Raw genomic sequence first — 22,122 nt, 5'->3', positions numbered from 1 at the left:
CCGCGCGGTACTGCCCGCGATTCTCTGCGCGACCCCCGGCCTGACTGCTCGTCTTCGCTATCGTCGCTCAGCGGGTGTCTCCATCAGTAAGGCATCCCTGGGGCCGGTGATGGCGGCGGGCGCAAAGTCTCTATGTCATATGGGGGCGATATAGTCAGGTTCAATCAGCGCAATTCCTGGCAATAGCTTGCCTCCACAATAGGCAGCGCAAAGCGACAATAAACTGTCCATAATGGAGCGGTTGCCCTTTGACGCTGTGTCTGGTCGCACTAATTTCCGGCTGCTCCAGAAGCGCGGGGTGGGCCAGTGCTGGGCTCACCCCGTTTCATTTGCGGCAAAGCCTTCCCGTTACGCCCTTGTCGCGCGACTGATGACGATCAGCTGCCCGCATTCCATTCGATAATGGCAAACTGGTCGATCAGAATGTCTGCCGGCGCTGTACCGCCGTTGGCGGCACGAAGTTTCAATACCGGTCGCATCGGGCGCGTCCTGTCACGGTCGTCCCGTGCCACTTTGAAATCGAAACGGATCTGCTGCCATTGACCCGATTTCAGCGATGTCTCCCCGATGGATAGCAAAGGCGCGGCTTCCAGCGCCTGATAGCGGTCCATGCCTCTGGGGCGGGTCTGGGTAAAGGCCGCAACCTCCAGATCGGATTGCGGTTTGATCCAGGCGGTGAGCGTATAGCTGTCCTGATTGAAGACCCTCAAAAACGTCTTGGGTGCCAGGGTGAACCACGCATCCCGATCATCGGGCGTCAGTTCAAGAGCATAAGCCCCGGTCTTTGCAGTCTGACTGAGAACGGCCTGCGCATTGTCGATCTGCCAGCTGCGATCATTCAGGCCAAAGATATCATGGGTCTCAAAATCGCCGCGAAAGAACAGGTCCTTGCCAAGGCGTGTGCCGGTTTTCCCGACCTCCTCATCGCCATCACTGGCCATCAGCATCATTGGAAGGTCCTGGATTTGGCCATTTTCTGCCTGGACATGGGTAATGCCCGATGGCCCCGCCTCTGCCCTATTGCCCGTTGCCGACAGCACGGCATGCCCGCCGGACAGACGCAAATGGCTGCCGCGCTCGGCGGACAGGCGCATCACCCTTTGCAGCACATAGTTGCGGACATCCGCCATCGCCGGGATCGGCCGATAATCCTTGATATGCAGCGGGATCACCTCGGCGCGATAAAATTGATCGCCGTCCATCCAGACACGCAGTGCCATCGCGCCATGGGTCTCATAGAAAAACTGGTCAAACAGGAAGTTACCGAGCGACCAGGCAATCAGCTTGCCGTTATAAAGCTCCAGCCCGTGGGTCACATGCGGGTGATGACCGATGACAAGATCCGCTCCGGCATCAACTGCCGCCTTGAGCCGGGTTTCGGTTATCTCGGTCGGGGCTTCGCTATATTCGCGGCTGCCATGATATTGGATGACGCTGACCTCACCTCTGGCTTCGGTTTGCGCAGCCGCGGCCTGCATGACCTCTTGCGTCCCCAGCGCCGCGCCGCCCTTGTCCGCTTCGGCCACCTGATTGGGTGTTACCCGGCCTTTCCAGCCGACATAGCCCAGCATGGCAAAGTCCTGACCATTGAGCGAGACACGCCACGGCGCCTCGGCCTGTGCCGCATTCAGCCCGGCACCCGAATAGCCAATGGGTGATTGCTGCAAGGCGTCAAATGTCTGCTCCAACCCGTCATCGAGATAGTCATAGCTATGATTATTCCCCAGCGAGACATAGTCGACGCCCATATACTCCAGCGCTTCCAGAGCATCGGGATGGGTATAGAAAACGACCGACTTTGGCGCATGCTCGGGTGGCTCTGCGGTTGCCAGGATCGATTCCAGATTGACCGAAGCGAAATCGGCGGTCTCGAAATAGGGCTTCATGTGCCGGGTCAGCGCCCGCATATCATCGCCGCGTGTTTCGTCGCGAACAAGCACAGGCTCATTCCATTTCGGCGCAAGATATCGGCGTCCAACCATGAAATCACCGCCGAAGACAAGTTCTACGCGTCCCTCTTTTCTGGCCACCAGCTCAATCGGGGGGACAGTCAGAACGCCAGAGGGTCTCTGGGTCAGTTCGCTCGCCGCGAAGGTCTGGACCGAGGCAAAGATATCCTCTGCCTGAAACGCAATCTGATAAATTGGTGCCTTTTCCAGTGTCATCTGGAAACCGCCGCGTTCATCGGTCGATGTATTCACTCCGTTTATGGTGACCTTTATGCCATTGGGCGAAGACTCGGCATCGGCAATTGAGACACTACCCGTGATTTCGATGCCGGACTGCGCCGGAACAAGCACATGCGCCGCCACAGGCACAGCCATGCTGATCAGTCCAAACACAACCAGTTTTGAGAGGTTTTCGACAATATCCCTGCGCATATTTGACTGTCCCATATACCCCCTGCCTCCCGGGTGTCGTATCATCCAAACGTAACGCATCAGGGCACCACAATCTTATAAGTGTTTCTTACTCGACAATAGCCCCAGGTTATATGCTCAAATGGCAATAGAATTGGAGTCACTGGCGATAATCCCCAATTATGTTGCACAGGTCAGGGGGGCTTGGTTGGCATGCATAGCGGTGGGACGCATAGCAAAAACCAGCGCGTCATCATTGTTGGCGCGGGGGTTATTGGCATGGCCACCGCCTATGCCCTGGCCAGAAAAGGCCGACAGATCGAAGTGATCGATAGCGAAGACGGCCCGGGACAGGGCGCATCCTTCGCCAATGGCGCCCAGCTCAGCTATAATTACACTGATGCCCTAGCCAGTGCCGCCATCTGGCGCAATTTTCCCAAATTGCTGCTCCGCAGGGAAGATGCGTTTCGCCTGCACCTTCGCCCGACATTCGAACATGTCCATTGGCTGTTGAAATTTCTGGGTGAAAGCAATGACAGGCGCTTTCTCGACAACACGGGTGAAGTGCTGAAGCTAGCGGCGGAGTCAAAGCAGGCGATGGAAGCCCTGGCGCACGAGCATGACCTGGAATTCGGTCTCCAGACTGCAGGTAAAATCCATCTGCACTATAGCGAAGCAGGCTTTGATCGCGCCCGGTCGCTGATTGCGCTCAAAAAGAAATATGGCGGCGCACAGAAGGTGCTGCCGCCCGATGAGGCGATTTCGCTCGAACCCGCCCTCGAATATCAGCGCGATCATCTGGCCGGGGCAATCTATTCGCCCGAGGATGCCGTGGGCGATGCCCGCAAATTCTGCGCCGGGATGATGGCATTGCTGCAAAACGAATATGGCGTAGAATTTCGGCTTGGCGAACGCGTTCGGTCACTGCATCTGGATAATGGCCCTGCCCGCCTGACACTGTGTAGCGGCGAAGAACGCCAGGCAGCCATGATTGCCATATGCGCCGGCCATGCCTCATCTGCATTGCTGCACAAGCACGGGATCAGGTTACCGATCCAGCCGATGAAAGGTTATTCCTTCGACATCAGAAGCGGCAACCAATCGCCGAAGATCAGCATCACCGACAGCAAGCGACGGATCGTTTTCACCAATATGGGCGACCGGGTGCGGATAGCCGGACTCGCTGATCTGGGGGATGCCAGCCATGATGTCGATCCGGACCGTATGCAATGCCTTGTGCAATCGGCGAAAATGTCGCTGCCCGATGCCGGAGATTATGAGACGGCGGACAATTTCTGGGCGGGGCATCGGCCGATGACGCCTAATTCGCAGCCGATCATTTCAAGGCCGCGGCAAAACCTCGCGATCAATGCCGGGCATGGCATGCTGGGCTGGACGCTGGCCATGGGTGCGGCGAACCGACTGGCGGCCCTGGTCTGAAGAACTGAACTGTTGTGAAATTGTCGTCGCCGGAGGTCAGACGTCGTCATCGGACTCATATTCCTCGACATCAATCTCGCCGGCCATGCGGCCCACGGCAACCGCGACCGTGGCGTCGCCGGTGACATTGGTCATGGTGCGCATCATGTCCATGATGTGATTGATACCGGCCACAAAGGCGATGGTCTCCAGCGGCACACCGATGGAGGAGAGCACCAGGCTCATCATGATCAGGCCCGAGCCCGGAATACCCGCTGCACCGACCGAACCCAATGTCGCGGTAAGGCCGATCAGTAAATAGGAGGTCCAGCTCAGCTCCACCCCGAAAAGCTGCGCACCAAACAACGCCACCAGGCCAAGATACATCGCGGTGCCGTTCATGTTGATGGTCGCCCCTAGCGCGACAGTGAAACTGGATACGCTTTTGGAGACGCCCAGATTGCGCTGCACACAGCGCAGCGTCACCGGTAATGCGGCATTGGATGAGGCGGTGGAGAAGGCGATCGCCTGTGCGTCAATAACGCCGCGGAAAAAGTCGATGACCGGCAATTTGGCAATGCCACGGATGATAACCGGATAGACGATCAATATGATGATGAAGCAGCCCGCATAGTTGAGCAGCACCATCTGCGCGAGCGGCAGCAATGCCTCCCAGCCAAAGGTTCCCGCCACCCAGGCCATCAGCGCAAACACACCGAAAGGCGTCAGCTCCATCACCAGCATCGTCATCTGCTGCATGATCGAGGCGGCGGCATCGACGTTGCGGATTGTCGGTGCGGCATCCTCGCCCGCACGCAACAGCGCTATACCGAACAGCAAAGCGAAGATAATCAGCGGCAGAATTTGCCCCTGCGCCATCGTCATGATCGGGTTTTCCGGGATCAGCGACAATATCATCTCGGTCGGCGAGGTAATCGCCGGTTCTGGTATCTCCGCCCCTTCGGGCAGCGTGATATTGAGGTTTTCGCCGGGCTTGAAAAGGCTGCCCATGGTCATGCCCAGCGTCACCGAGATCACACCGGTGCTGACAAACAGCAGCAAAGCCCTGCTGCCGACATTGCCGAGCTTCTTCAAATCGCCAATCGCCGCGACGCCGCTGACCAGCGAGAAAAAAATCAGCGGCACCACGAGCATTTTGATAGCCCGGATGAACAGGTCGCCAATCCATTTGATGCTCTCTGCCTCCTGGCCCCATGCAAGGCCGACGGCAATGCCAAGCACCAGGGCGCCGACAACACGCTGCCACAGCGGAATTCTGAACCAGAACCGCATCAGGACTCTCCACCTTTCTCTTGGCCGCCTCTCTGTTGGCCGCCTGCCTTTTGGCACTGCGCCGCATATGCGCTGGTGTCTTTCAGCAGCGGACGACCGGCCAGCGTGCCAGTTAGCGCACCGTCATCAATCGCCAGCTCGCCATTCACCAGCAGATAGCGGACGCCTCGCGACAGTTTTTCCGGCTGCTGATAATTCGCCACGGGCTGGAACTGATCGGGATCGAACAGGACGATATCGGCAAAATATCCTGCGCGAATAAAGCCCCGCCCCTCTAGTCCCAGCAACTCTGCCGTACGGCCTGAAGAACGGTGAACATAGCCTGCCATGTCGAACAGCTTGTCCTGCCTGACGAAACGCTGATAGGCTTTCGGGAAGCTGGCATATTTGCGCGGATGGCCGGTGCTGCCGTCCGAACTGGTCACGACCCAGGGCTGGCGGGCAAATGTGGCGATATCGTCCTCGTCCATGTTGAAAGAAGCCACCCGGCTGTCACCTGCCGCCAATATTTCCAGAGCCGCATCGAGCGGGCCGATATTTTTCTGCCGTGCATAATCGGCCAGGGTTATGCCTGTCGGCGCATCCGCCGCGCCGACAGCGCCGGTAAACAGCAAGGCAGCGGCCCCGCCCCGTCGCTTCAGGCCCTCGGCCATGCCGGCTACAATCCGCTTGCGTATCTGCGGGTCTTTCAGCCGCACACGCAGGCCATCCAGTCCGCCTTCAAGCGCCCAGCGCGGGACCAGCGCGTTGCTGATCCGGGTACCGCTGGCTTCCCATGGATATTGGTCTGCAGTAACCACCTGGCCCGCAGTGCGCGCCCTCTCGACCATCGCGACAATATCACTGCTGGCACCCCAGACGGCGGGACCGAGTGCCTTGATATGCGCGATATGCACCGGGATATTCGCCTCTCGCCCGATATGCAGCGCTTCCTCAACCGCGGCATGCAGGCCGATATTATAACTGCTTTCATCCCGGATATGGCTGTCATAAATGCCGCCCAGACCGCCCGCGACAGAGGCCAAAGCCACCACTTCATCGGTTTGGGCAAAATTTTGCGGCGTATAATAAAGGCCGGTCGAAAAACCGACCGCGCCTTCACACATGCCGCGTGCGACAAAGCCTTGCATCTGCGCCAGTTCATCGGGTGTCGGGGCGCGGTTGGTCTCGGCCAGCAACTCACGACGCACCGGACCAAAGCCGACCATGAATGCCATATTGGTGCCGGTGCCCAGTTTAGACAGCAGCCGGGCCATGGACTGGACATAATAATCGCCATAGCCATCATTGCCCAGAACAACGCTGGTCACGCCCTGGGTAAGATAGGGTGCATTGTTGCGCCGCTCCCGGTTGTCACTGCTCAAATCCTCGACCAGATGCGTATGCGGGTCGATAAATCCGGGCGCGACGATCAGGCCGGACGCATCAATGCGCCGCCTTGCCCGAGGCTCATCGGTTTGCTGTGACGGTGCAATCGAGACGATCCGGTCGCCGATAATGCCGATAGCGGCTTTAGTGCCTGCGGCTCCACTGCCATCGTAGACTGTCCCGTTTTCGATCAGGACGTCGAACTCGGCAGAGGCAGGGGTTGGCCCTTGATGCGTGGCGCAGGCAGCCAGCAAACACAGCGCAAGTCCGCATAGCCCTGCGCGAACAGCCAGTCGCTTTCCTGCCATGGTCAGGGGGCTTCGGTTTTCAGCAATGTTTCCATCATGGCAATGGCGGCTTCCCTGCCTATCCGCTCGATGCGCTTGCGGTCGGTCTCATCACCCAGCTCAAAGGTTGCGCTTGGCGCGCCAAAAGCCTCGTAGATATAGGCCTTTGACACCGGGCGGTCCGCATTATGGCCAGCTTCTATCACCACTTCATAACCCGGCATGCGGTCCTGATAGCGCTTCAGCCAGTTGGTCACCAGCATCGGCGGATCGGTCTCGAACCGATCAGGGATGGTATAGACGACATCCTTCTGGGTGGAATGGAAGTCGATGAAAAGCCGCAAATCCTTGTTCGGATCATTTTCGATGCCGACCAGCACATCACGCAACAGCCGTGTTTCGGGCTGGGTGAATGGACCCCAGTCACGGTTGAGATCGATCCCACCGGTATTGTGACGCCAATGCCCCCTGACCACACCGTCCGGATTCACCAGCGGCACCACGATGGTTTCAAACCGTTCACGATAGCGTTTTGCCAGATCGCTGTCTTCCAGCAGGGTCTCGGTAAAGACGAGATGGGCAATCGCCCCCGTGAGCTCGGGCGGATGTTGCCGGCCAATCAGCACGACCTGCTCTTTCTGGACGCCGGGTCTGGCCGAGATGGTGATCGCGTCAATGGGGCGCTTCTCAGCGGATAATCCCAGCCGCCATTTACGCACATCGCCATGCTTCTCGACCATGGCGAACCAGTCATCATAGTGTTGCGGTGTCAGAAGCTCCTGCCCGGCGATAAAAACCGGGATATCCGAAAGCCTGACTTTCAAGAGCACACGTTTTGTGCGGCCCTCATCATCCTTGACCAGAGACTGCACGGCATCCGGCTGCAACCGGTCCCAAATCCTGTTATCGGTGCTGACCTTAGGCCAGTAGCGATGGGCATATTGCGGATAGTCGATCTCGACCGCGACCATGCCGCTCTCTCCCGGCGCAATGGGCGTTAGCCGAAAGGCATACCAAGGGCTGGGATTGATCGGCGGCGCGTCCTCGGGCGCTATGATGATTCTGATGCGATCCTCGGCAACAGTCACACAGCTGGCCATAGCTCCGGCCGGGAAATCGGTGTCGAGGCTGAACTGGCTGGTCTTGCACTGTCCGGCAAAGGCCGGAGCGGCAGAGGCGATAGCCAGAACCGACACCCATGCTGCTACCCACATCCTCAATATACGAAGCATCAACCCCAATCTCCCAGTCTGTCTTGGCGACAGGATATTGCACCAAAAGCGGCGCTTTGCCGATCAGAAAGCCTTGCGGATATCAAAGGAGAATTGCCGCCCGCGTGCATTGTGCAGACTGCCATAAAAACCAAAGCTTTCATCGGCAATGGGCGGTGCCTCGTTGAAGATGTTGTTGATACCGAAACGGATGCGTGTTCCACTCAATGCGGTGTCGTTGTCGATACGATAGCTGATACCGAAGTTCATGGTGAACCAGTCATCGACCCGGAAAAGCTCGGCCGTATCATTTTGCTGCGCGCTCGGATCAAGCACGCTGCCGACATAGCGACCGAAGACATTGACCCGGACCGGCCCGCTTTCCCAACGTATGGCACCGGTAAAGCGCCATTTAGGGCGGCCATCAATCTCGAGCAATTCGCCGAAGTTGATCGGCTGCAGCGCCGCGACATCGCCGACCGAAAGCTCCGGGATATTCTGCAGCAAGCCGGTCAGCTCGGTGAAGAGCGGCTCTGCATCAGGCCCGGCAAGCTGCTCGAAACCAAGCAGGCGTGCCGCATTGAACTGTAGCTGAAATTCGCCAAGGCTGGTGTCGAAATCGTAGAAAAGGCCAAAGTCCAGACCATCAGAGGTGCGACCGTCGAGATTTCGGTAGGGATTGAGGATCTGGATGATGTCCCCGGCCGGGTTGATCCCGGTGCCGGCATAGAGATCCAGCTCTTCCTGCGTCGGTGCGGCGCGAACGACATTGGGGTTGAAACCGCCCTGAAGCCGCTCGACAAGGTCCAGAAGCAGTGCATTCTGGTTGCCGAAAATACCGATAATCCCTTCCTGTTCGACCCGCCAGTAATCGGCAGTAATCGTCAGACCGGGAATGAAGCTGGGTGTCAGGACAATGCCGAAGTTGAGGCTTTCAGTATCCTCCGGCTCCAGGTCACGTGCGCCGGAGCGGAAGTCGATGGTGCCCTGGGTGCCGCAATCCGGAACATCTTCAGAGATGCCCTGAATGATCTCGGCAACGCATTCCACCGCGCGCCGCACCGAGTTGGAACGCGTCGTGCCGGCATCGTTGATCTGGATCAGGTTCGGCGCACGGAAGCCCTGTGACCAGGCACCACGCAGCAGGATGTCACGAACCGGACGCCACGCCACCGCCGCACGCGGAACAAAAGCGCTGGATGAATCGGAAAAGTCTTCAAAGCGCGCCGCGATCTGCAGTTCCAGTTCATTGATGAGCGGAATGTCCATATCGTCGGAAACGATGGGTATCAGAGCTTCGGCAAAGGCCGAATACACCTCGCGATTGCCGCTGGTATCGGGCGACGGACTGGAACCGACCACGTCGCTGCCGAACGTATCGCCATTGACCGCGTTGGTGAAGGTGATGGTGCCATCGAGCCGTGGGTCACGATCATCCTCAAATGTCTCGCGGCGAAATTCCACACCCGCCGCTATGCCGACACCTCCGGCAGGCAGTTCAAAAACATCGGGACGGGAAACCTTGAAGTCGGCCAGCGCCAATGTCGTCTCGCCCTTGCGGAAGACATCGACAGTGATCGCATCGATGATGGCCTGGTCATTGGGAGTACAATCACCCGAATTTGAAGCAACGCCGACATTTCCGAAACAGCCGCCATTGAACGGATTATAGGCGGTGGCATCGGTGCGGTTGATGGCATCCTGGACCAGCGTGCCCGAAATGCGGTTCCGGGTCAGGTCGGTGGTGTTGGCCTGGGCATAAAGCAGGGCGGTATCATAGTCCCATCCGCCAATCTGGCCGCGCAGGCCGGCAACCAGGCGGAATTCATCCTTGGTTATGGTGCCCTGGCGCGGTCCGGCATCGATAAAGCGATAATCCTCCAGCAGCAGCGCCCGGCCTTCCGGTCCTACGCCCGGGCCAAGCCCGTTGGTGACACGGTTGGGATTGGGCGAACCATCCGCCAGCGTTTCCGGTCCCAGCGGGTTCCAGAAGGCGGTGGCCTCGATGCCGAGGGGAACAGCCGAAAGCATGGTGTTCTGTTCACGCTGGCGCGAGGCTTCCGAACGATAATAGGACCCTTCGAAGAAGAACTCGGTGCTGTCGCTCAGCTCATAGTTGAACAGCGTCTGGACGTTGATGCGCTGTTTCTGACTGAAAAGCTGGCGATCGGCGCCGATATCATAGCGGATATCCCGGTCGATCGTGCCGCCATTATCGGCGCATAGCCCGCCGCCCAGATCGATGAAGCGGCCATCGCCGGGCTGGCCCGATGGACCAAAAAGAGCGCATGGCTGAATGTGAAAGTCATCATCGCGCAACACCGTAGTATTGGATGATGTGGCGCTTGATCCCTGGATATCGAAAGCGCCAAAGGGCGAGTTGATCGAGCGGTTGTCGAACTGGGTATCGCCCTCAAATGGCGTCCCCTCGACGAAGCGCCTGAGGTCACTCGAACGGGAAAAGTCGCGCTCGGTCGCCAGCGCACCATTCTCGTAGAAATAACCGCCATAAACGGTGAAATTGGCGCGGCCTTCGGCAAAGTCAAAGCCCAGTCCGCCATTGAGCTGATAGCTGAACAGGCCGGTGCCGTCCGAGGCGCGGTAATTGCCCTGGAGGAAGCCGCCCTCGCGGTTGCTGCGCAATATGGTGTTGACCACGCCGGCAACAGCATCGGCACCATAGACCGCTGATGCGCCGTCACGCAGCACTTCGACCCGGCGCACACTGGCAGGCGCGATGGTGTTGGCATCGGCTGATACGACCGGGACGAAAAGTTCGGTCTGAAACCCCGGATTCAGAAGCATTCGCCGCCCGTTGATCAATGTCAGTGTGTTGCCGGTGCCCAGGCCACGCAGATTGATCGAGGCAATATCACCCCTGGCACCGTTCACGCCGCCCGCCGTGCTCTGTTCGTTAAATTCCACCGAACCCGCCTGGGGAATGGCGCGGAAAATCTCGTCGCCAGAAGCCGGATCAATATCCTCGATCAGCTTTTCATCAACCACCGTAACCGGCAGAACGTCATCGACCTGCGCGCCACGAATCTGCGACCCGGTAACAACAACAATGTCATCATCGGCCAGCGGTCCGTCGTCAGGCGTAACGCTGGCGCCTGCCTGCGTATCCTGTGTCTGTGGAGCTTCCTGCGCCTTTGCCGCACCGCCCATAGCCACCATAGCTGTAGTGCATAGCAATGCAGCCAGTTTACGGTTCACCCTCATATATTCCCCCATAATTCCCACTTTACCAGGCACTCATGCTCCCCAGCAGGCACCGGCAGTCAGCTATCGTCCCATAATTGATGCCAACACGCAATAATGTTGCGAGATTTGCGGAGTTATAGCAATCCCGATTATGTTATTAAGTTGGATAGAGGATATAGCCTTTGGCTATGGCCTTTTGCTCGCCATATCCCGACCGCCATTCGCTTCATCGATCAGAATATGCCGGATTTGCGCAATTGTGCGGTCAATGCTCTGGATGTCCAGATGGTTGCGCAGCGCAAAGGCGGTAATCGGAAAAGACGACGCGCCTTTGAGCGGATAGCCATATAAATCAGATCCATAGGCCGATTTTGCTGTAAATTCATCGATCACGGCAATGCCGATGCCCTTGCGCACCAGCGACAATGCGGCATGGTAGGTGTGAACCGTGACGACCTCATTGGGATGAATGCCATTTTGGTCGAGAATATCGAGCAATATCGACGCCAGGGGGCCACTGCCCTTGATACCCACAAAATCCCTGCCATCGAGAATATCCAGACCGACCTCGGCACCGGCATCACAGATCGGTTCGGGACTGACGATATGAAAATGCCCGTCGACAAGATGCTCGGTGATCAATCGCTCATCTCTCGGCGCTTCAAAACCAAGGCACAGATCGCACCGTTTCTCGAGAACCGCCTGCAGCAACTGGTCTGAATGCAATGTCGTCAACTCGAAGCTGAGGCTCGAATCCAGCGCCCGCATCTGGGCGATCGCCTCGGGCGCGATCGCCAGCCCCAATGAGGGCAGCACGCCAATCCGCAAATGGCGCCCTTTGCGATGACGGATATTCTTTGCCGTACGGTTGAACGCAGAAATCTTGCGGTAGATATCCTTTATTTCGTCAAACAGCTCATCAGCGGCAGGAGTTGGCGTCAGCCTGCCCTTCTCGCGGACAAAGAGATCGAAACCCAGCTGGTCTTCCGCATGTTTCAGAACCTTGCTGACTGATGGCTGCGAAACATGGAGATCGCGCGCTGCACCGCTGACCGAACCGGCCTTATAGACATGGTAGAATATCTCGATCTGCCGCAAACGCATGGGCACTGTCTGACCTGAAACCGGTTTTTTGGCAAATTTTTCGCACCAGACAATGATGGTGCCCTACCTTCAGGGGTATCGAACTCGGACAGTTCGCAAGCGCGACCGCACGTCCGCAGCAGCTTCGAAGCGGAGCGGAGGAAATGGCTGTGAGGATTGGGAAATGGTGCCCGGGGACAGAATCGAACTGCCGACACAGCGATTTTCAGTCGCTTGCTCTACCAACTGAGCTACCCGGGCCCATGGGGATGGCTTGGATTGCATGGTGCTATGCCTGTGAGCGAAATGCCCGGGGCACCCATGCGGTTGGAGCGACGCCTATAAGCACCCCGATACGGGCTTGTCCAGCCCAAAAAGCATCGCTGTGGGCAGCCGATCAGGCCGTCGTGCCCAGGCTAGCCATAGTCCTCCCCACCCTCGCCGCCATTCTCTCCCGACGGGATGTCGTTCTCGCTGCCGGGAAGGCAGTAATTCTCGCCGAACCAGGCGAGCAGATCACGATCACGGCAGCCGCGCGAACAGAAAGGCGCATAATCCGCGACAGTCGTCTTGCGGCACAAGGGACAGCGCCGGGTCTTCTCGGAAGCGGGAAAGGTCATCACCACCTGTTAGCCGCCGACGCCCAGCGGCTCAAGCCGATAGCCATGCTGGTCCGTGGCGTGCTGGTGTATCCCGACTGCCCGCCCACTGCGCCGCACCAGTGCATCGATCCATTGCGGCATGGCGGAGAGCAGTGTCGCACCCGCCGCATCCACCACCAGCGCGATATCACCAGGCTGGTGCCAGCGTTCAGCACAGCGCAGCAACGCCAGTATCGCGCTTTCCACCGGGCGTAGCTGACACAGCTCGGTCAGCGATGCGCCACAACGACGACGCACCACCTGCATCAACCCGAAACCGTTAACTGCTGTGCGCTCAAACGGTCCGGTCATGGCAGCGTCAAAAGCCTGTGCCACCTGTTGGCGCTCTTCGCGCCGTTGCAGCGTCGGGAAATCGATGGCGATCACGCCGCCAATATCGAAACGATGTATCGCACCGGCAGCGGCAACCGCCGCCTGGCGCGCCAATTCGGCGGGAGCAGTGGTACCATCGACATCAATTACCATCATGGCCGGGGTTGGGGTGATCAGCAGCGTGCCGCCGGGAAAAGCAACCATGCCGCTTGCGGCCTCGGAAATGAGATCGTCCCAGCCGACAATAGCCAAAGCATCGGCCGCCGGCGGCGGCACAGCGATGACTCTCTCCACCGGGTCATCGCCGGTCTCGAACCATGCAGCAGCTTCATCCCCGGTCAGCGCGCTATCCGCTGTCGCCAAATGGCCGCGTGCCGGCTTGATCCGCTGATGCAATCCACTGCGCTCGACAATCGGACCGCGCTGCACCGTCACCCGTATCGCCGCACCCTCGCTGACCCCGGTAGCGGTACGGGACAGCACCACCAGTGCACCATTGGCGAGTCTTGCCTGGGGCGGCGTAGCGGTCTCCAGCATCGCCTCGACAGTCTGTCCGGCATGGGGTTGCAGGCTGTCGCGCCAGATATGCGCCGCGACAATATGGCCATTTTCCACCAGCGCAGCGCGAGTCTCACCTATGCCGTGCTCGACCAGCCAACGGCGCCCGGCAGCATCGTTGTCGGTCATGGCCATCAGGCAGGTCCTGCAGAAAGATAGCCGGACGAGATCAGCAGATTGCGTGTTTCCAGCAGCGGCAGACCGACAACACCGCTATGACTGCCCGACAAATGCACGACAAAGGCCTCGGCATAGCCCTGTATCGCATAGCCACCTGCCTTGCCGCACCATTCGCCACTGGCGATATAACCATCAATCTCTCCGCTTGTCAGACGTTTGAACCGCACTATGGTGGTGCTGGTGCGGTTCAGTGTACGGCCATCCGGGGCGCGGACAGCGATGGCCGAAAGCACCCTGTGCCGACGCCCCGACAGCAATTCGAGGCACTGGCGCGCAGCCGCCTCATCCTCAGTCTTCGGTAGAATCCGTCGCCCGGCAGCGACCACGGTATCGCCTGCCAATGTCCAATAGTGCGTTGCACTGTCGCTGTCTGCGGGCAGCCTGACCGCTGCGGCTTTCTCACGCGCCATGCGGGCGACATACTGCGTCGGCAATTCGTCGCAATGCGGGGTTTCATCGATATCGGCAGGAATGATCGCGTGCGGTGTGACGCCGATGCGCGCCAGCAATTCGCGACGACGCGGGCTGGCGGAACCCAACACCAGATAGCGATGGATTGCCTGCGATGCGGCCTTGCTGTTAGCGGCTGCGGCTGCGGCTCCGGTCATAGACCCGGCCCCGCACTTATTTGAAGCGGTAGGTAATGCGACCCTTGGTCAGGTCATAGGGTGTCAGTTCGACCAGCACCTCGTCGCCGACCAGCACGCGAATGCGGTTCTTGCGCATCTTGCCCGCAGTATGGCCCAGAATTTCATGGTCATTTTCCAGTTTCACGCGAAACATGGCATTGGGCAGCAGTTCGACCACCGTGCCGCGCATTTCAAGAAGTTCTTCTTTTGCCATTGAGTCCGATATCAGTTTCAAAATGAATTTCGTGGGTCTCTAGCGGCATCTCGTCTAAAAGAAAAGCATATAGATTAGGTCCATTCGCAAAGCGCCCTATGTCTTCGACATATTGATACAATCCCCTGCTTGTGCGGCAGGCTGGTGGCGATCAAGAGGGCAAGATGCGGGTTATTGATCACACTCTGCGCATGAGCGCGGCGATGCTGACGGTTGTCACCAGCCTGACAGTCGGTGCCGCGCATGCGCAATCGGCACCGACACCCCAGCCCGAAGACCAGCTGGAACAAGCCGAGCCTGCAGACAATGCGGCCACTGCCCCCCAGGCGCCATTGTCCGAAGAGACCCCGGAAGAGCTTGACGTCGATGTCGTCGTTACTGCCAGCCAGCCACGGGGCGCGGTGATTACCGATATTCCGCCTATCGAAGAGCTCGATACCGACGATATTGCCAGCTATGGTGCCGCCTCGCTCGAGGAGCTGGTCGCCAATATCGCGCCGCAGACCAATTCCGGGCGTGGACGCGGTACGGGACGCCCGGCGGTGCTGCTCAACGGGCGGCGCATTTCCGGTTTTCGCGAACTGCGCGACTTCCCGCCCGAAGCAATCAAGCGGGTACAGATTTTCCCTGAAGAGCTGGCCGTCTCCTACGGCTTCCGCCCCGACCAGCGGGTGATCAATTTCATCCTGGTCGACAATTATTCCAGTATCGCCATGGACAGCGAATATGGCATCGCGACGCAGGGCGGTCGCGGTCAGGGCGAAATCGGCGCGACGCTGACCAATATCAATGGCGGCAACCGTCTGGTGCTCGATGTCGAATATCAGGGTGCGACCGCATTGCGCGAGTCCGAACGCGCCATCATCCAGCCGGAAATCGATCCGACGCTGACCACGGTCGACAGCGATCCCGACGATGCCGCCGCTTTTCGCACCCTGTTGCCAAGCCGTGAGCGCATCGAGGCCAATGCCACAGCCGGTTTCGAGCTTTCGCCGGGCACCAGCCTGACGCTGAATGCGACCTATGGTACCGATGATACCGTCGGGCAGAATGGTCTCAATGCACCCGTCTTTGCGGTCGGCGCCGACAATGTGTTCAACCCCAGCGGCAATGATATCTCACTGCTGCGGCTGCTCAACGATCCGCGCACATTGCTGCAATTGCGCGATGTCGAGACCATCCAGCTGGCGACCAGCCTGAACGGCCGCAATTCGGGCGTGATCTGGTCACTGACCGGCAATTATGACCGGGTGGAGACGACGACGCGTATCGACCGGCTGGCCGATGTCACCGGCTTGCAGCAGGCGATCACCGATGGCACGCTCGACGCCTTCACCCCGGTACTTGGTGCCGGCCTGCCGCCGCCGGAACAGGATGTCGCGCGCAGCGCGGTCGAGACCTTCAGCGTCAAGGGCACGGCATCGCTGCGTCCACTGACACTGGGTACCGGCGATGTGCAGATGACGGTCGATGGCGAATTTACCGACCTGTCGCTCACCGCCAGCGACAGCACCGTACTCGGCTTTGCCAGCAGCAATCTGGGGCGCACTATCGGCGCGGCGCTGGTTAATCTGGAGGTGCCGCTGGCCGAGCGCGACGGCATTAACGGCGCCATTGGCCGGCTGTCGATCAACGGCAATTTCGGCCTGAGCGAGCTCAGCGATTTCGGCACGCTGACACGCTATGGCTTTGGCTTCAACTGGGAGCCGCTGCCGGGATGGACGCTGCAGGCATCGTTTATCGGCTCGGAAACCGCACCCACGGTGAACGAACTGGGCGACCCGGTGATTATCACCCCCAATGTGCCGATCTTCGACTTTACCAATAACCAGACGGTGCTGGCGCAAAGCGTCACTGGCGGCAATGCCGACCTGCTGCGGGAAGAGCAGCGCGATGTCAAAATCGGCCTGACCTGGCGGCCGGAAGGCATTGATGGCCTCAGAGTCATCGCCGAGTTCTTCCGCAACCGCAGCTTTGACACCACCGCCGCCTTCCCGACGCTGACTCCCGAGGTCGAGGCCGCCTTTCCCGACCGGGTTGTGCGCGATGCAGCCGGGACGCTGGTGCAGCTCGACCAGCGTCCGGTCAATTTCGCCCAGATCAGCAGCGACAGCCTGCGCTATGGCGTCAACTTCTCGAAGCGGATCGGCCAGCGCGGCGGCCGGGGCCGCGGTGGACCGCCCGGGCGTCCACCGGGGGCGCAGCCGGGCGGAGTTCCTTCAGGTGCGGGCGCTCCTTCAGCAGGAAGCAGGCCAAGAGCCGGACCACCGGGCGGCAGACCAGCACAGGCAGGGGAACCGCCCAGAGGCCGTCGCGGCGGCGGACCACCATTTCGCCGGCCACGTTTCGGTCGCTGGAATATCTCGGTATTTCACCGTATCCGTTTCACCGAAACCGTACTGGTAGCACCGGGCATCGAGGAATTCGACCTGCTCAACGGGTCCTCGATTAGTGGCGCCGGCGGCGTCCCGCGGCATAGTGTAGAGCTGGAAGGCGGCTGGTTCTATAATGGTCTGGGCGCACGGATCACAGGCAATTTCGAGGGCGGCACCCGCGTCGATGGCGTCGGCGGCAGCGATGATTCGAGCCTTGAATTCAACCCCATCGCCACGGTCAACATGCGCTTCTTCGTCAATTTCGACAATCGCACCAAGCTGACCGAGAAATTCCCCATACTCAAGGGCGTGCGCCTGTCACTCAGGGTCAACAACCTGTTCGACGCGCAACAAAATGTACGCGATGCGCAAGGCAATGTGCCGCTGCGCTTTCAACCCGGCTTTGTCGATCCGGTCGGGCGCTTTATCGAGCTCGATATCCGCAAGCGTTTCTGACGCTGCAACAACCCTAGCCGAACCAGGGGGTACGCCGCAGCAGCTTCCATCCCAGCGCCTTGGCCCGGTTACGACCGGGATAACGGCGCGGCGGTACCGGGGTAAAACCGATGCGGCGCAACACGCTGTTGAAACCATGCGCCTCGGCCTCTTCATAGCTCCATGCCGAACGCCAGGTGATCGATAGCGACAGCGATGCTTCTGGCCCGTTGCGCACAAAATGCGGCGCCATTACCGGCACATAGACCGCATCGCCAGGCGACAGCACATAATCGGTACCATGCGCCATCAGGTGATCTGACCAGGGGAGGTTGCGGGTGTCGCCATGATGGTATTTCTCATGATGCTCGGGGCGGGCAAAGCGCGTATCGCCAGGCGGAAACTGGGTCATGGTCTTGCTGCCCTGCAATTGCAGCAGGATATTGTGCTCCGGGTCGAAATGATAGGGCGTCACCGCTTCGGGTGAGGACAGAAACACAAAGCCCTGCGGCGTCAGCATTTCCCCGGTGCAGGCTTCGATATGCGACCGGATGGTCTCGAGCAGCCCCAGCAGCAATTCGCGATAGGCCGGATTCTGCTCGATATTCTTCAGCACTGCCCAGCTATTGGCATTGTCGATATTGCGAATGGTATCGGCGATGCTCAGCCCGTTAGCGATGTCGCTTCCGGCCTCGGCAGAGGCCACCGGCAGGTCGCCGCGATTATATTCGATTGCCGCTTCGGGCAGCCGCATCGCCAGTTCGGCCAACGCCTCGCGCTCGAGCAGCGGATGTGCCGCAAGGCTGTGGTGAAGGCTGTGCGCCTGTTCGGGATAACACGCGGCGAAGCGCGTCAGCGAGGCGGCATCGAACAGCGCGCCGTCATACTCTGCGCCAGCCGAGCCCTGAGCCAGTCCGGGTGTTGCAACCGTCATCCCCGTCTCCACGCAATGCGATGGCGAATGGCATCCATGGCTTGCTCGGCCAGGTCATGCGCCTTGAGGAACATCCGTCCGCGCCAGCCGTGCAGCGACAGCGACAGCCGCTGTACATGACGCCGCTCACCCCATAAGCTGTCGATCATCGGATGCCCCTCGGCGGCGCAACTGTCGAGCGTGTCGAGTTTTAGCCGGTGCAGCATATCGAGATTTTCCACCTGCAACAGGACCCCTGGGGAAAAGCGGGCGAAGGATTCATCGAAGCAGGTCTTGAAGGCATAGCCCTGACCACCGGCGACAAAGCTGACCAGCATGGCGATCGGTGTGCGCTCAAATTGCAGAGTCGTCAGTTCGACCTGTCCCCGCTGATGCGCGGCGCGGACAATATCACCAAAAAATTCGCGGGTATTGGCATGGTCATCGAGCGCCGAACCCTGGCCGCCTTTCCAGCCCGCCGATTCCAGCTTGAGGAAATCGGCAATCCACCGGTCGATACCGATGTCATCACAGCCCTGCACCAGCGTCACTTCTCCCATATCGCTGAGACGGTTTTTCAGGCGACGCAGTTCCTTGCGCTTCTTTCCGCGCAGGGTGCGGGTATAATAATCCTCTGTCTCGCGCGTGGTTTCCATGATCGCACGCCGTTCATCGGTGACGATGGCGACATGGCGTTTCTGCAGCAATGCCTGATTCCGCAACACCGAATGGCACATCCGGTCAGTAGCAATGCCATAAAGATGCAGGAAATGGCCTGAATCGGGGCTGCTATCCAGCTCGGCGAGCAATATCTCCCAAAAGGCCACTTCATGCCCGGCGCGGATATTGGGGTTGGCCATGAAAAGATTGGGATGCTGCCAGTTGCTGATATAGCGCATCGGCCAGCGGCCATAGTGGCGCTGGAGCAGCATCGGCATCAGGCCGATCAGCTCGCCATTGCCGACAGGCCCGTCCCACAGGGTGAACAGCCGCACCTTGCCGTCGCGGTCAAATTGCTCGAGCGATGGCAGCAAGAACCAGCTCTGATAAAAGATATTGTCGGCACCGGCGGCATTGTCGAAGCGTTGCCACGCAGCCAGAATCTCGTCGTCGAGCGCACTATGTTCGAGCCAGGCGGCAGACAGGCGCGTACGATCCGTCATCCGCTGCTGCAGCGGTGCGGCATTGCCCTTGCGGGACCCAACCGCCCCCGGTCCCACCCAGGAATGCGTATCGAGGCCCGGATTATACTGGCTAATATCAGCCATAACCGAATTTCCCCCTGCTGCGCGCCTTAGCAACGCGAAGCAAAAATCAGGTTAATCCAGATTGACAGGAAAATTAAGCCCCCGGCGCACTACGGATGCAGGATGATGCAATGTGGCACAAAAAACCCGGACCGGCATTATGCCGATCCGGGTCATGGTGATGGGCGTGCGTTCAGGCCGTCAGATCATCAGCCCGCCGCCAATGCCGCCAGTAGCAGCAGCGCAACGATATTGGTGATCTTGATCATCGGGTTGACCGCCGGGCCAGCCGTATCCTTATACGGATCGCCCACAGTGTCGCCGGTGACCGCGGCCTTATGGGCTTCGGAACCCTTGCCGCCATGATTGCCGTCTTCGATATATTTCTTGGCGTTGTCCCAGGCGCCGCCGCCTGCCGTCATTGACAGCGCGACAAACAGGCCGCCGACAATCACGCCGAGCAGCAACGCGCCCAGAGCGGCAAAGCCATTGGCCTGGCCTGCGACCATGGTGATCACGAAATAGACCACAATCGGCGCCAGCACCGGCAGTAGCGATGGCACGATCATTTCCTTGATCGCCGCCTTGGTGACGAGGTCGACGGTGCGGGCATAATCGGGGCGTGATGTGCCGTCCATAATGCCCTTATCCGCCGCAAATTGCGCCCGGACATCCTTGACCACGTCACCGGCAGCACGGCCGACAGCGGTCATGCCCATGGCGCCGAAGAGATAGGGCAGCAATGCCCCCAGCAGCAGGCCGACAATCACATAGGGATTTTCAAGGCTGAAGCTGACATCGAGGTTCGGGAAGAACTCGCCAAGGTCAGCCGTATAGGCCGAGAACAGCACCAGCGCCGCGAGACCGGCCGAGCCGATGGCATAGCCTTTGGTCACCGCCTTGGTGGTGTTGCCCACCGCGTCGAGCGCGTCGGTCTTGTCACGGACACTCTCGTCCAGCTCGGACATTTCGGCGATACCGCCGGCATTGTCAGTAACCGGGCCATAGGCATCGAGCGCGACCACCATGCCGGCGAGCGCCAACATCGAGGTTGCAGCAAAGGCCAGGCCGATCAGACCCGCCAGCTGATAGGCTATAATGATACCGATCACGATTACCACCGTGGGCAGCGCTGTCGCCTCCAAAGAGATCGCCAGGCCCTGAATGACATTGGTGCCATGGCCAGTTTCGGACGATTTGGCGATCGAGCGCACCGGGCGGTAATTGGTGCCGGTATAATATTCGGTGATCCAGATGATCAGACCGGTTACCGCCAGCCCGACGATCATCGACAGGAACAGGTCCATACCATTGAAGGTGATACCACCGGCAGTAAATTCCGCACTCATATCGCCGAGCGAACGCCAGGTGACATAGTAGATTGCCGGGATCGACAACACCGCCGTGGTGATAAAGCCCTTGTAGAGCGCACCCATGATGTTTTGCGAGCCGCCAAGGCGCACCATATAGGTGCCGATGATCGAGGTAATGATGCACACACCGCCGACAATCAGCGGCAGCGCCATCAGGTTGAGCAGCATTTCACTGCCAATATCGGACACCAGCAGCGCGATCAGCACCATGGTGGCGCCGACGGTGACAACATAGGTCTCAAACAGGTCGGCAGCCATGCCGGCACAGTCGCCAACATTGTCACCCACATTGTCGGCGATGGTCGCCGGGTTGCGCGGATCATCCTCGGGGATACCGGCTTCGACCTTGCCGACGAGGTCGGCACCGACATCGGCAGCCTTGGTGAAGATACCGCCGCCGAGACGGGCAAAGATGGAGATCAGCGAAGCGCCAAAGGCCAGCGCCACCAGCGCGTCGATGACCTCGCGGCTATTGGGTTCATCGCCCAAAACGCCAACCAGCACATAGAAGAACACGGCAATAGCCAGCAGCGCCAGACCGGCGACCAGCATGCCGGTCACGGCACCGGCGCGAAACGCCACGGTGAGGCCCGATTGCAGGCTTTCACTGGCGGCCTGTGCGGTGCGGACATTGGCGCGGACCGAGATGTTCATGCCGATATAACCGGCAACACCCGACAGCACGGCGCCAATCAGAAAACCGACCGCCGAGATTGGCCCCAGCGTCACGCCGACGATGATGGCGACCACGACGCCGACAATGGCGATGGTGCGATATTGCCGGCCGAGATAGGCTTGGGCCCCCTCCTGCACTGCGCCTGCGATTTCCTGCATTTTGGCATTGCCCGCAGATGCTGCGAGCACCTGCCGGCTGGTGACGATGCCGTAAACCACGGCAAGCACACCGCAAATAATTGCGATCAAGACAATGGTCATGCCCTGCTTTCCCCTTCCCTGTAGATACTAAACGCCCCGCACTGGAGGCGGGGTTATGCGCGG

General features: G+C 59.4%; 15 protein-coding genes and 1 tRNA gene. 2 read left to right on the top strand and 14 right to left on the bottom strand.

The window, feature by feature from the left end:
• Positions 1-377: 377 nt before the first annotated feature.
• Complete coding sequence (locus AAFX04_01375; protein ID MEO1044071.1) at positions 378-2,381, bottom strand: CapA family protein; 2,004 nt, start codon at positions 2,379-2,381, stop codon at positions 378-380.
• A 192-nt stretch (positions 2,382-2,573) separates the two neighbouring features.
• On the opposite strand from AAFX04_01375, the gene AAFX04_01370 reads away from it, so the two are divergent.
• Entirely contained in the window at positions 2,574-3,800 is a 1,227-nt protein-coding gene (locus tag AAFX04_01370; GenBank protein ID MEO1044070.1) for an FAD-dependent oxidoreductase, read from the top strand.
• A 36-nt stretch (positions 3,801-3,836) separates the two neighbouring features.
• Here the strand turns inward: AAFX04_01370 and AAFX04_01365 are convergent, their stop codons facing one another.
• The 10 genes from AAFX04_01365 to infA all read right to left on the bottom strand — a co-directional run bounded on the left by AAFX04_01365 (position 3,837) and on the right by infA (position 14,780).
• Entirely contained in the window at positions 3,837-5,072 is a 1,236-nt protein-coding gene (locus tag AAFX04_01365; GenBank protein MEO1044069.1) for a dicarboxylate/amino acid:cation symporter, read from the bottom strand.
• Positions 5,072-6,748 (bottom strand): amidohydrolase family protein, encoded by a 1,677-nt coding sequence (locus AAFX04_01360; protein ID MEO1044068.1) that lies wholly within the window; start codon positions 6,746-6,748, stop codon positions 5,072-5,074. Before AAFX04_01360 ends, AAFX04_01365 begins: the two co-directional genes overlap by 1 nt.
• Positions 6,749-6,750: 2 nt before the next feature.
• Positions 6,751-7,959: a M14 family zinc carboxypeptidase gene (locus tag AAFX04_01355; GenBank protein ID MEO1044067.1), complete on the bottom strand. Its 1,209-nt coding sequence runs from the start codon at positions 7,957-7,959 to the stop codon at positions 6,751-6,753.
• Between the two features lie 63 nt (positions 7,960-8,022).
• Positions 8,023-11,115 (bottom strand): TonB-dependent receptor, encoded by a 3,093-nt coding sequence (locus AAFX04_01350; GenBank protein ID MEO1044066.1) that lies wholly within the window; start codon positions 11,113-11,115, stop codon positions 8,023-8,025.
• 213 nt (positions 11,116-11,328) lie between these two features.
• Positions 11,329-12,246 carry a LysR family transcriptional regulator gene (locus AAFX04_01345; GenBank protein ID MEO1044065.1) on the bottom strand — a complete coding sequence of 306 codons (918 nt, stop codon included), beginning with the start codon at positions 12,244-12,246 and terminating at the stop codon, positions 11,329-11,331.
• A 164-nt stretch (positions 12,247-12,410) separates the two neighbouring features.
• Positions 12,411-12,486, bottom strand: a tRNA-Phe gene (locus tag AAFX04_01340).
• A gap of 155 nt (positions 12,487-12,641) precedes the next feature.
• On the bottom strand, positions 12,642-12,845 hold the full coding sequence (yacG, locus tag AAFX04_01335; GenBank protein MEO1044064.1) for a DNA gyrase inhibitor YacG: 204 nt from the start codon (positions 12,843-12,845) through the stop codon (positions 12,642-12,644).
• A 9-nt stretch (positions 12,846-12,854) separates the two neighbouring features.
• On the bottom strand, positions 12,855-13,892 hold the full coding sequence (locus AAFX04_01330; GenBank protein ID MEO1044063.1) for a ribonuclease E/G: 1,038 nt from the start codon (positions 13,890-13,892) through the stop codon (positions 12,855-12,857).
• Positions 13,892-14,545 (bottom strand): Maf family protein, encoded by a 654-nt coding sequence (locus tag AAFX04_01325; GenBank protein ID MEO1044062.1) that lies wholly within the window; start codon positions 14,543-14,545, stop codon positions 13,892-13,894. Before AAFX04_01325 ends, AAFX04_01330 begins: the two co-directional genes overlap by 1 nt.
• Before the next feature lie 16 nt (positions 14,546-14,561).
• A complete protein-coding gene (gene infA / locus AAFX04_01320) occupies positions 14,562-14,780 on the bottom strand; it encodes a translation initiation factor IF-1 (protein ID MEO1044061.1) in 219 nt (72 codons plus the stop codon).
• A gap of 191 nt (positions 14,781-14,971) precedes the next feature.
• On the opposite strand from infA, the gene AAFX04_01315 reads away from it, so the two are divergent.
• A complete protein-coding gene (locus AAFX04_01315; protein MEO1044060.1) occupies positions 14,972-17,611 on the top strand; it encodes a TonB-dependent receptor in 2,640 nt (879 codons plus the stop codon).
• A 13-nt stretch (positions 17,612-17,624) separates the two neighbouring features.
• Here the strand turns inward: AAFX04_01315 and AAFX04_01310 are convergent, their stop codons facing one another.
• The 3 genes from AAFX04_01310 to AAFX04_01300 form a co-directional block, all read right to left on the bottom strand.
• Entirely contained in the window at positions 17,625-18,524 is a 900-nt protein-coding gene (locus tag AAFX04_01310) for a cupin-like domain-containing protein (protein ID MEO1044059.1), read from the bottom strand.
• Entirely contained in the window at positions 18,521-19,771 is a 1,251-nt protein-coding gene (locus tag AAFX04_01305) for a GNAT family N-acetyltransferase (protein ID MEO1044058.1), read from the bottom strand. The genes AAFX04_01310 and AAFX04_01305 overlap by 4 nt, the downstream gene beginning before the upstream one ends.
• A 188-nt stretch (positions 19,772-19,959) precedes the next feature.
• Positions 19,960-22,059 (bottom strand): sodium-translocating pyrophosphatase, encoded by a 2,100-nt coding sequence (locus AAFX04_01300; protein MEO1044057.1) that lies wholly within the window; start codon positions 22,057-22,059, stop codon positions 19,960-19,962.
• Positions 22,060-22,122 lie beyond the last annotated feature (63 nt).

The sequence above is a fragment of the Pseudomonadota bacterium genome (assembly GCA_039818985.1).
Lineage (GTDB): Bacteria > Pseudomonadota > Alphaproteobacteria > Sphingomonadales > Sphingomonadaceae > Alterisphingorhabdus.
This window is presented reverse-complemented; position numbering and strand designations above follow the sequence as displayed.

Coding starts and splice junctions, on each gene's coding strand:
- AAFX04_01375 (MEO1044071.1), bottom strand. CDS start 2,381: ATGCGCAGGGATATTGTCGAAAACCTCTCAAAACTGGTTGTGTTTGGA.
- AAFX04_01370 (MEO1044070.1), top strand. CDS start 2,574: ATGCATAGCGGTGGGACGCATAGCAAAAACCAGCGCGTCATCATTGTT.
- AAFX04_01365 (MEO1044069.1), bottom strand. CDS start 5,072: ATGCGGTTCTGGTTCAGAATTCCGCTGTGGCAGCGTGTTGTCGGCGCC.
- AAFX04_01360 (MEO1044068.1), bottom strand. CDS start 6,748: ATGGCAGGAAAGCGACTGGCTGTTCGCGCAGGGCTATGCGGACTTGCG.
- AAFX04_01355 (MEO1044067.1), bottom strand. CDS start 7,959: ATGCTTCGTATATTGAGGATGTGGGTAGCAGCATGGGTGTCGGTTCTG.
- AAFX04_01350 (MEO1044066.1), bottom strand. CDS start 11,115: ATGGTGGCTATGGGCGGTGCGGCAAAGGCGCAGGAAGCTCCACAGACA.
- AAFX04_01345 (MEO1044065.1), bottom strand. CDS start 12,246: ATGCGTTTGCGGCAGATCGAGATATTCTACCATGTCTATAAGGCCGGT.
- yacG (MEO1044064.1), bottom strand. CDS start 12,845: ATGACCTTTCCCGCTTCCGAGAAGACCCGGCGCTGTCCCTTGTGCCGC.
- AAFX04_01330 (MEO1044063.1), bottom strand. CDS start 13,892: ATGGCCATGACCGACAACGATGCTGCCGGGCGCCGTTGGCTGGTCGAG.
- AAFX04_01325 (MEO1044062.1), bottom strand. CDS start 14,545: ATGACCGGAGCCGCAGCCGCAGCCGCTAACAGCAAGGCCGCATCGCAG.
- infA (MEO1044061.1), bottom strand. CDS start 14,780: ATGGCAAAAGAAGAACTTCTTGAAATGCGCGGCACGGTGGTCGAACTG.
- AAFX04_01315 (MEO1044060.1), top strand. CDS start 14,972: ATGAGCGCGGCGATGCTGACGGTTGTCACCAGCCTGACAGTCGGTGCC.
- AAFX04_01310 (MEO1044059.1), bottom strand. CDS start 18,524: ATGACGGTTGCAACACCCGGACTGGCTCAGGGCTCGGCTGGCGCAGAG.
- AAFX04_01305 (MEO1044058.1), bottom strand. CDS start 19,771: ATGGCTGATATTAGCCAGTATAATCCGGGCCTCGATACGCATTCCTGG.
- AAFX04_01300 (MEO1044057.1), bottom strand. CDS start 22,059: ATGACCATTGTCTTGATCGCAATTATTTGCGGTGTGCTTGCCGTGGTT.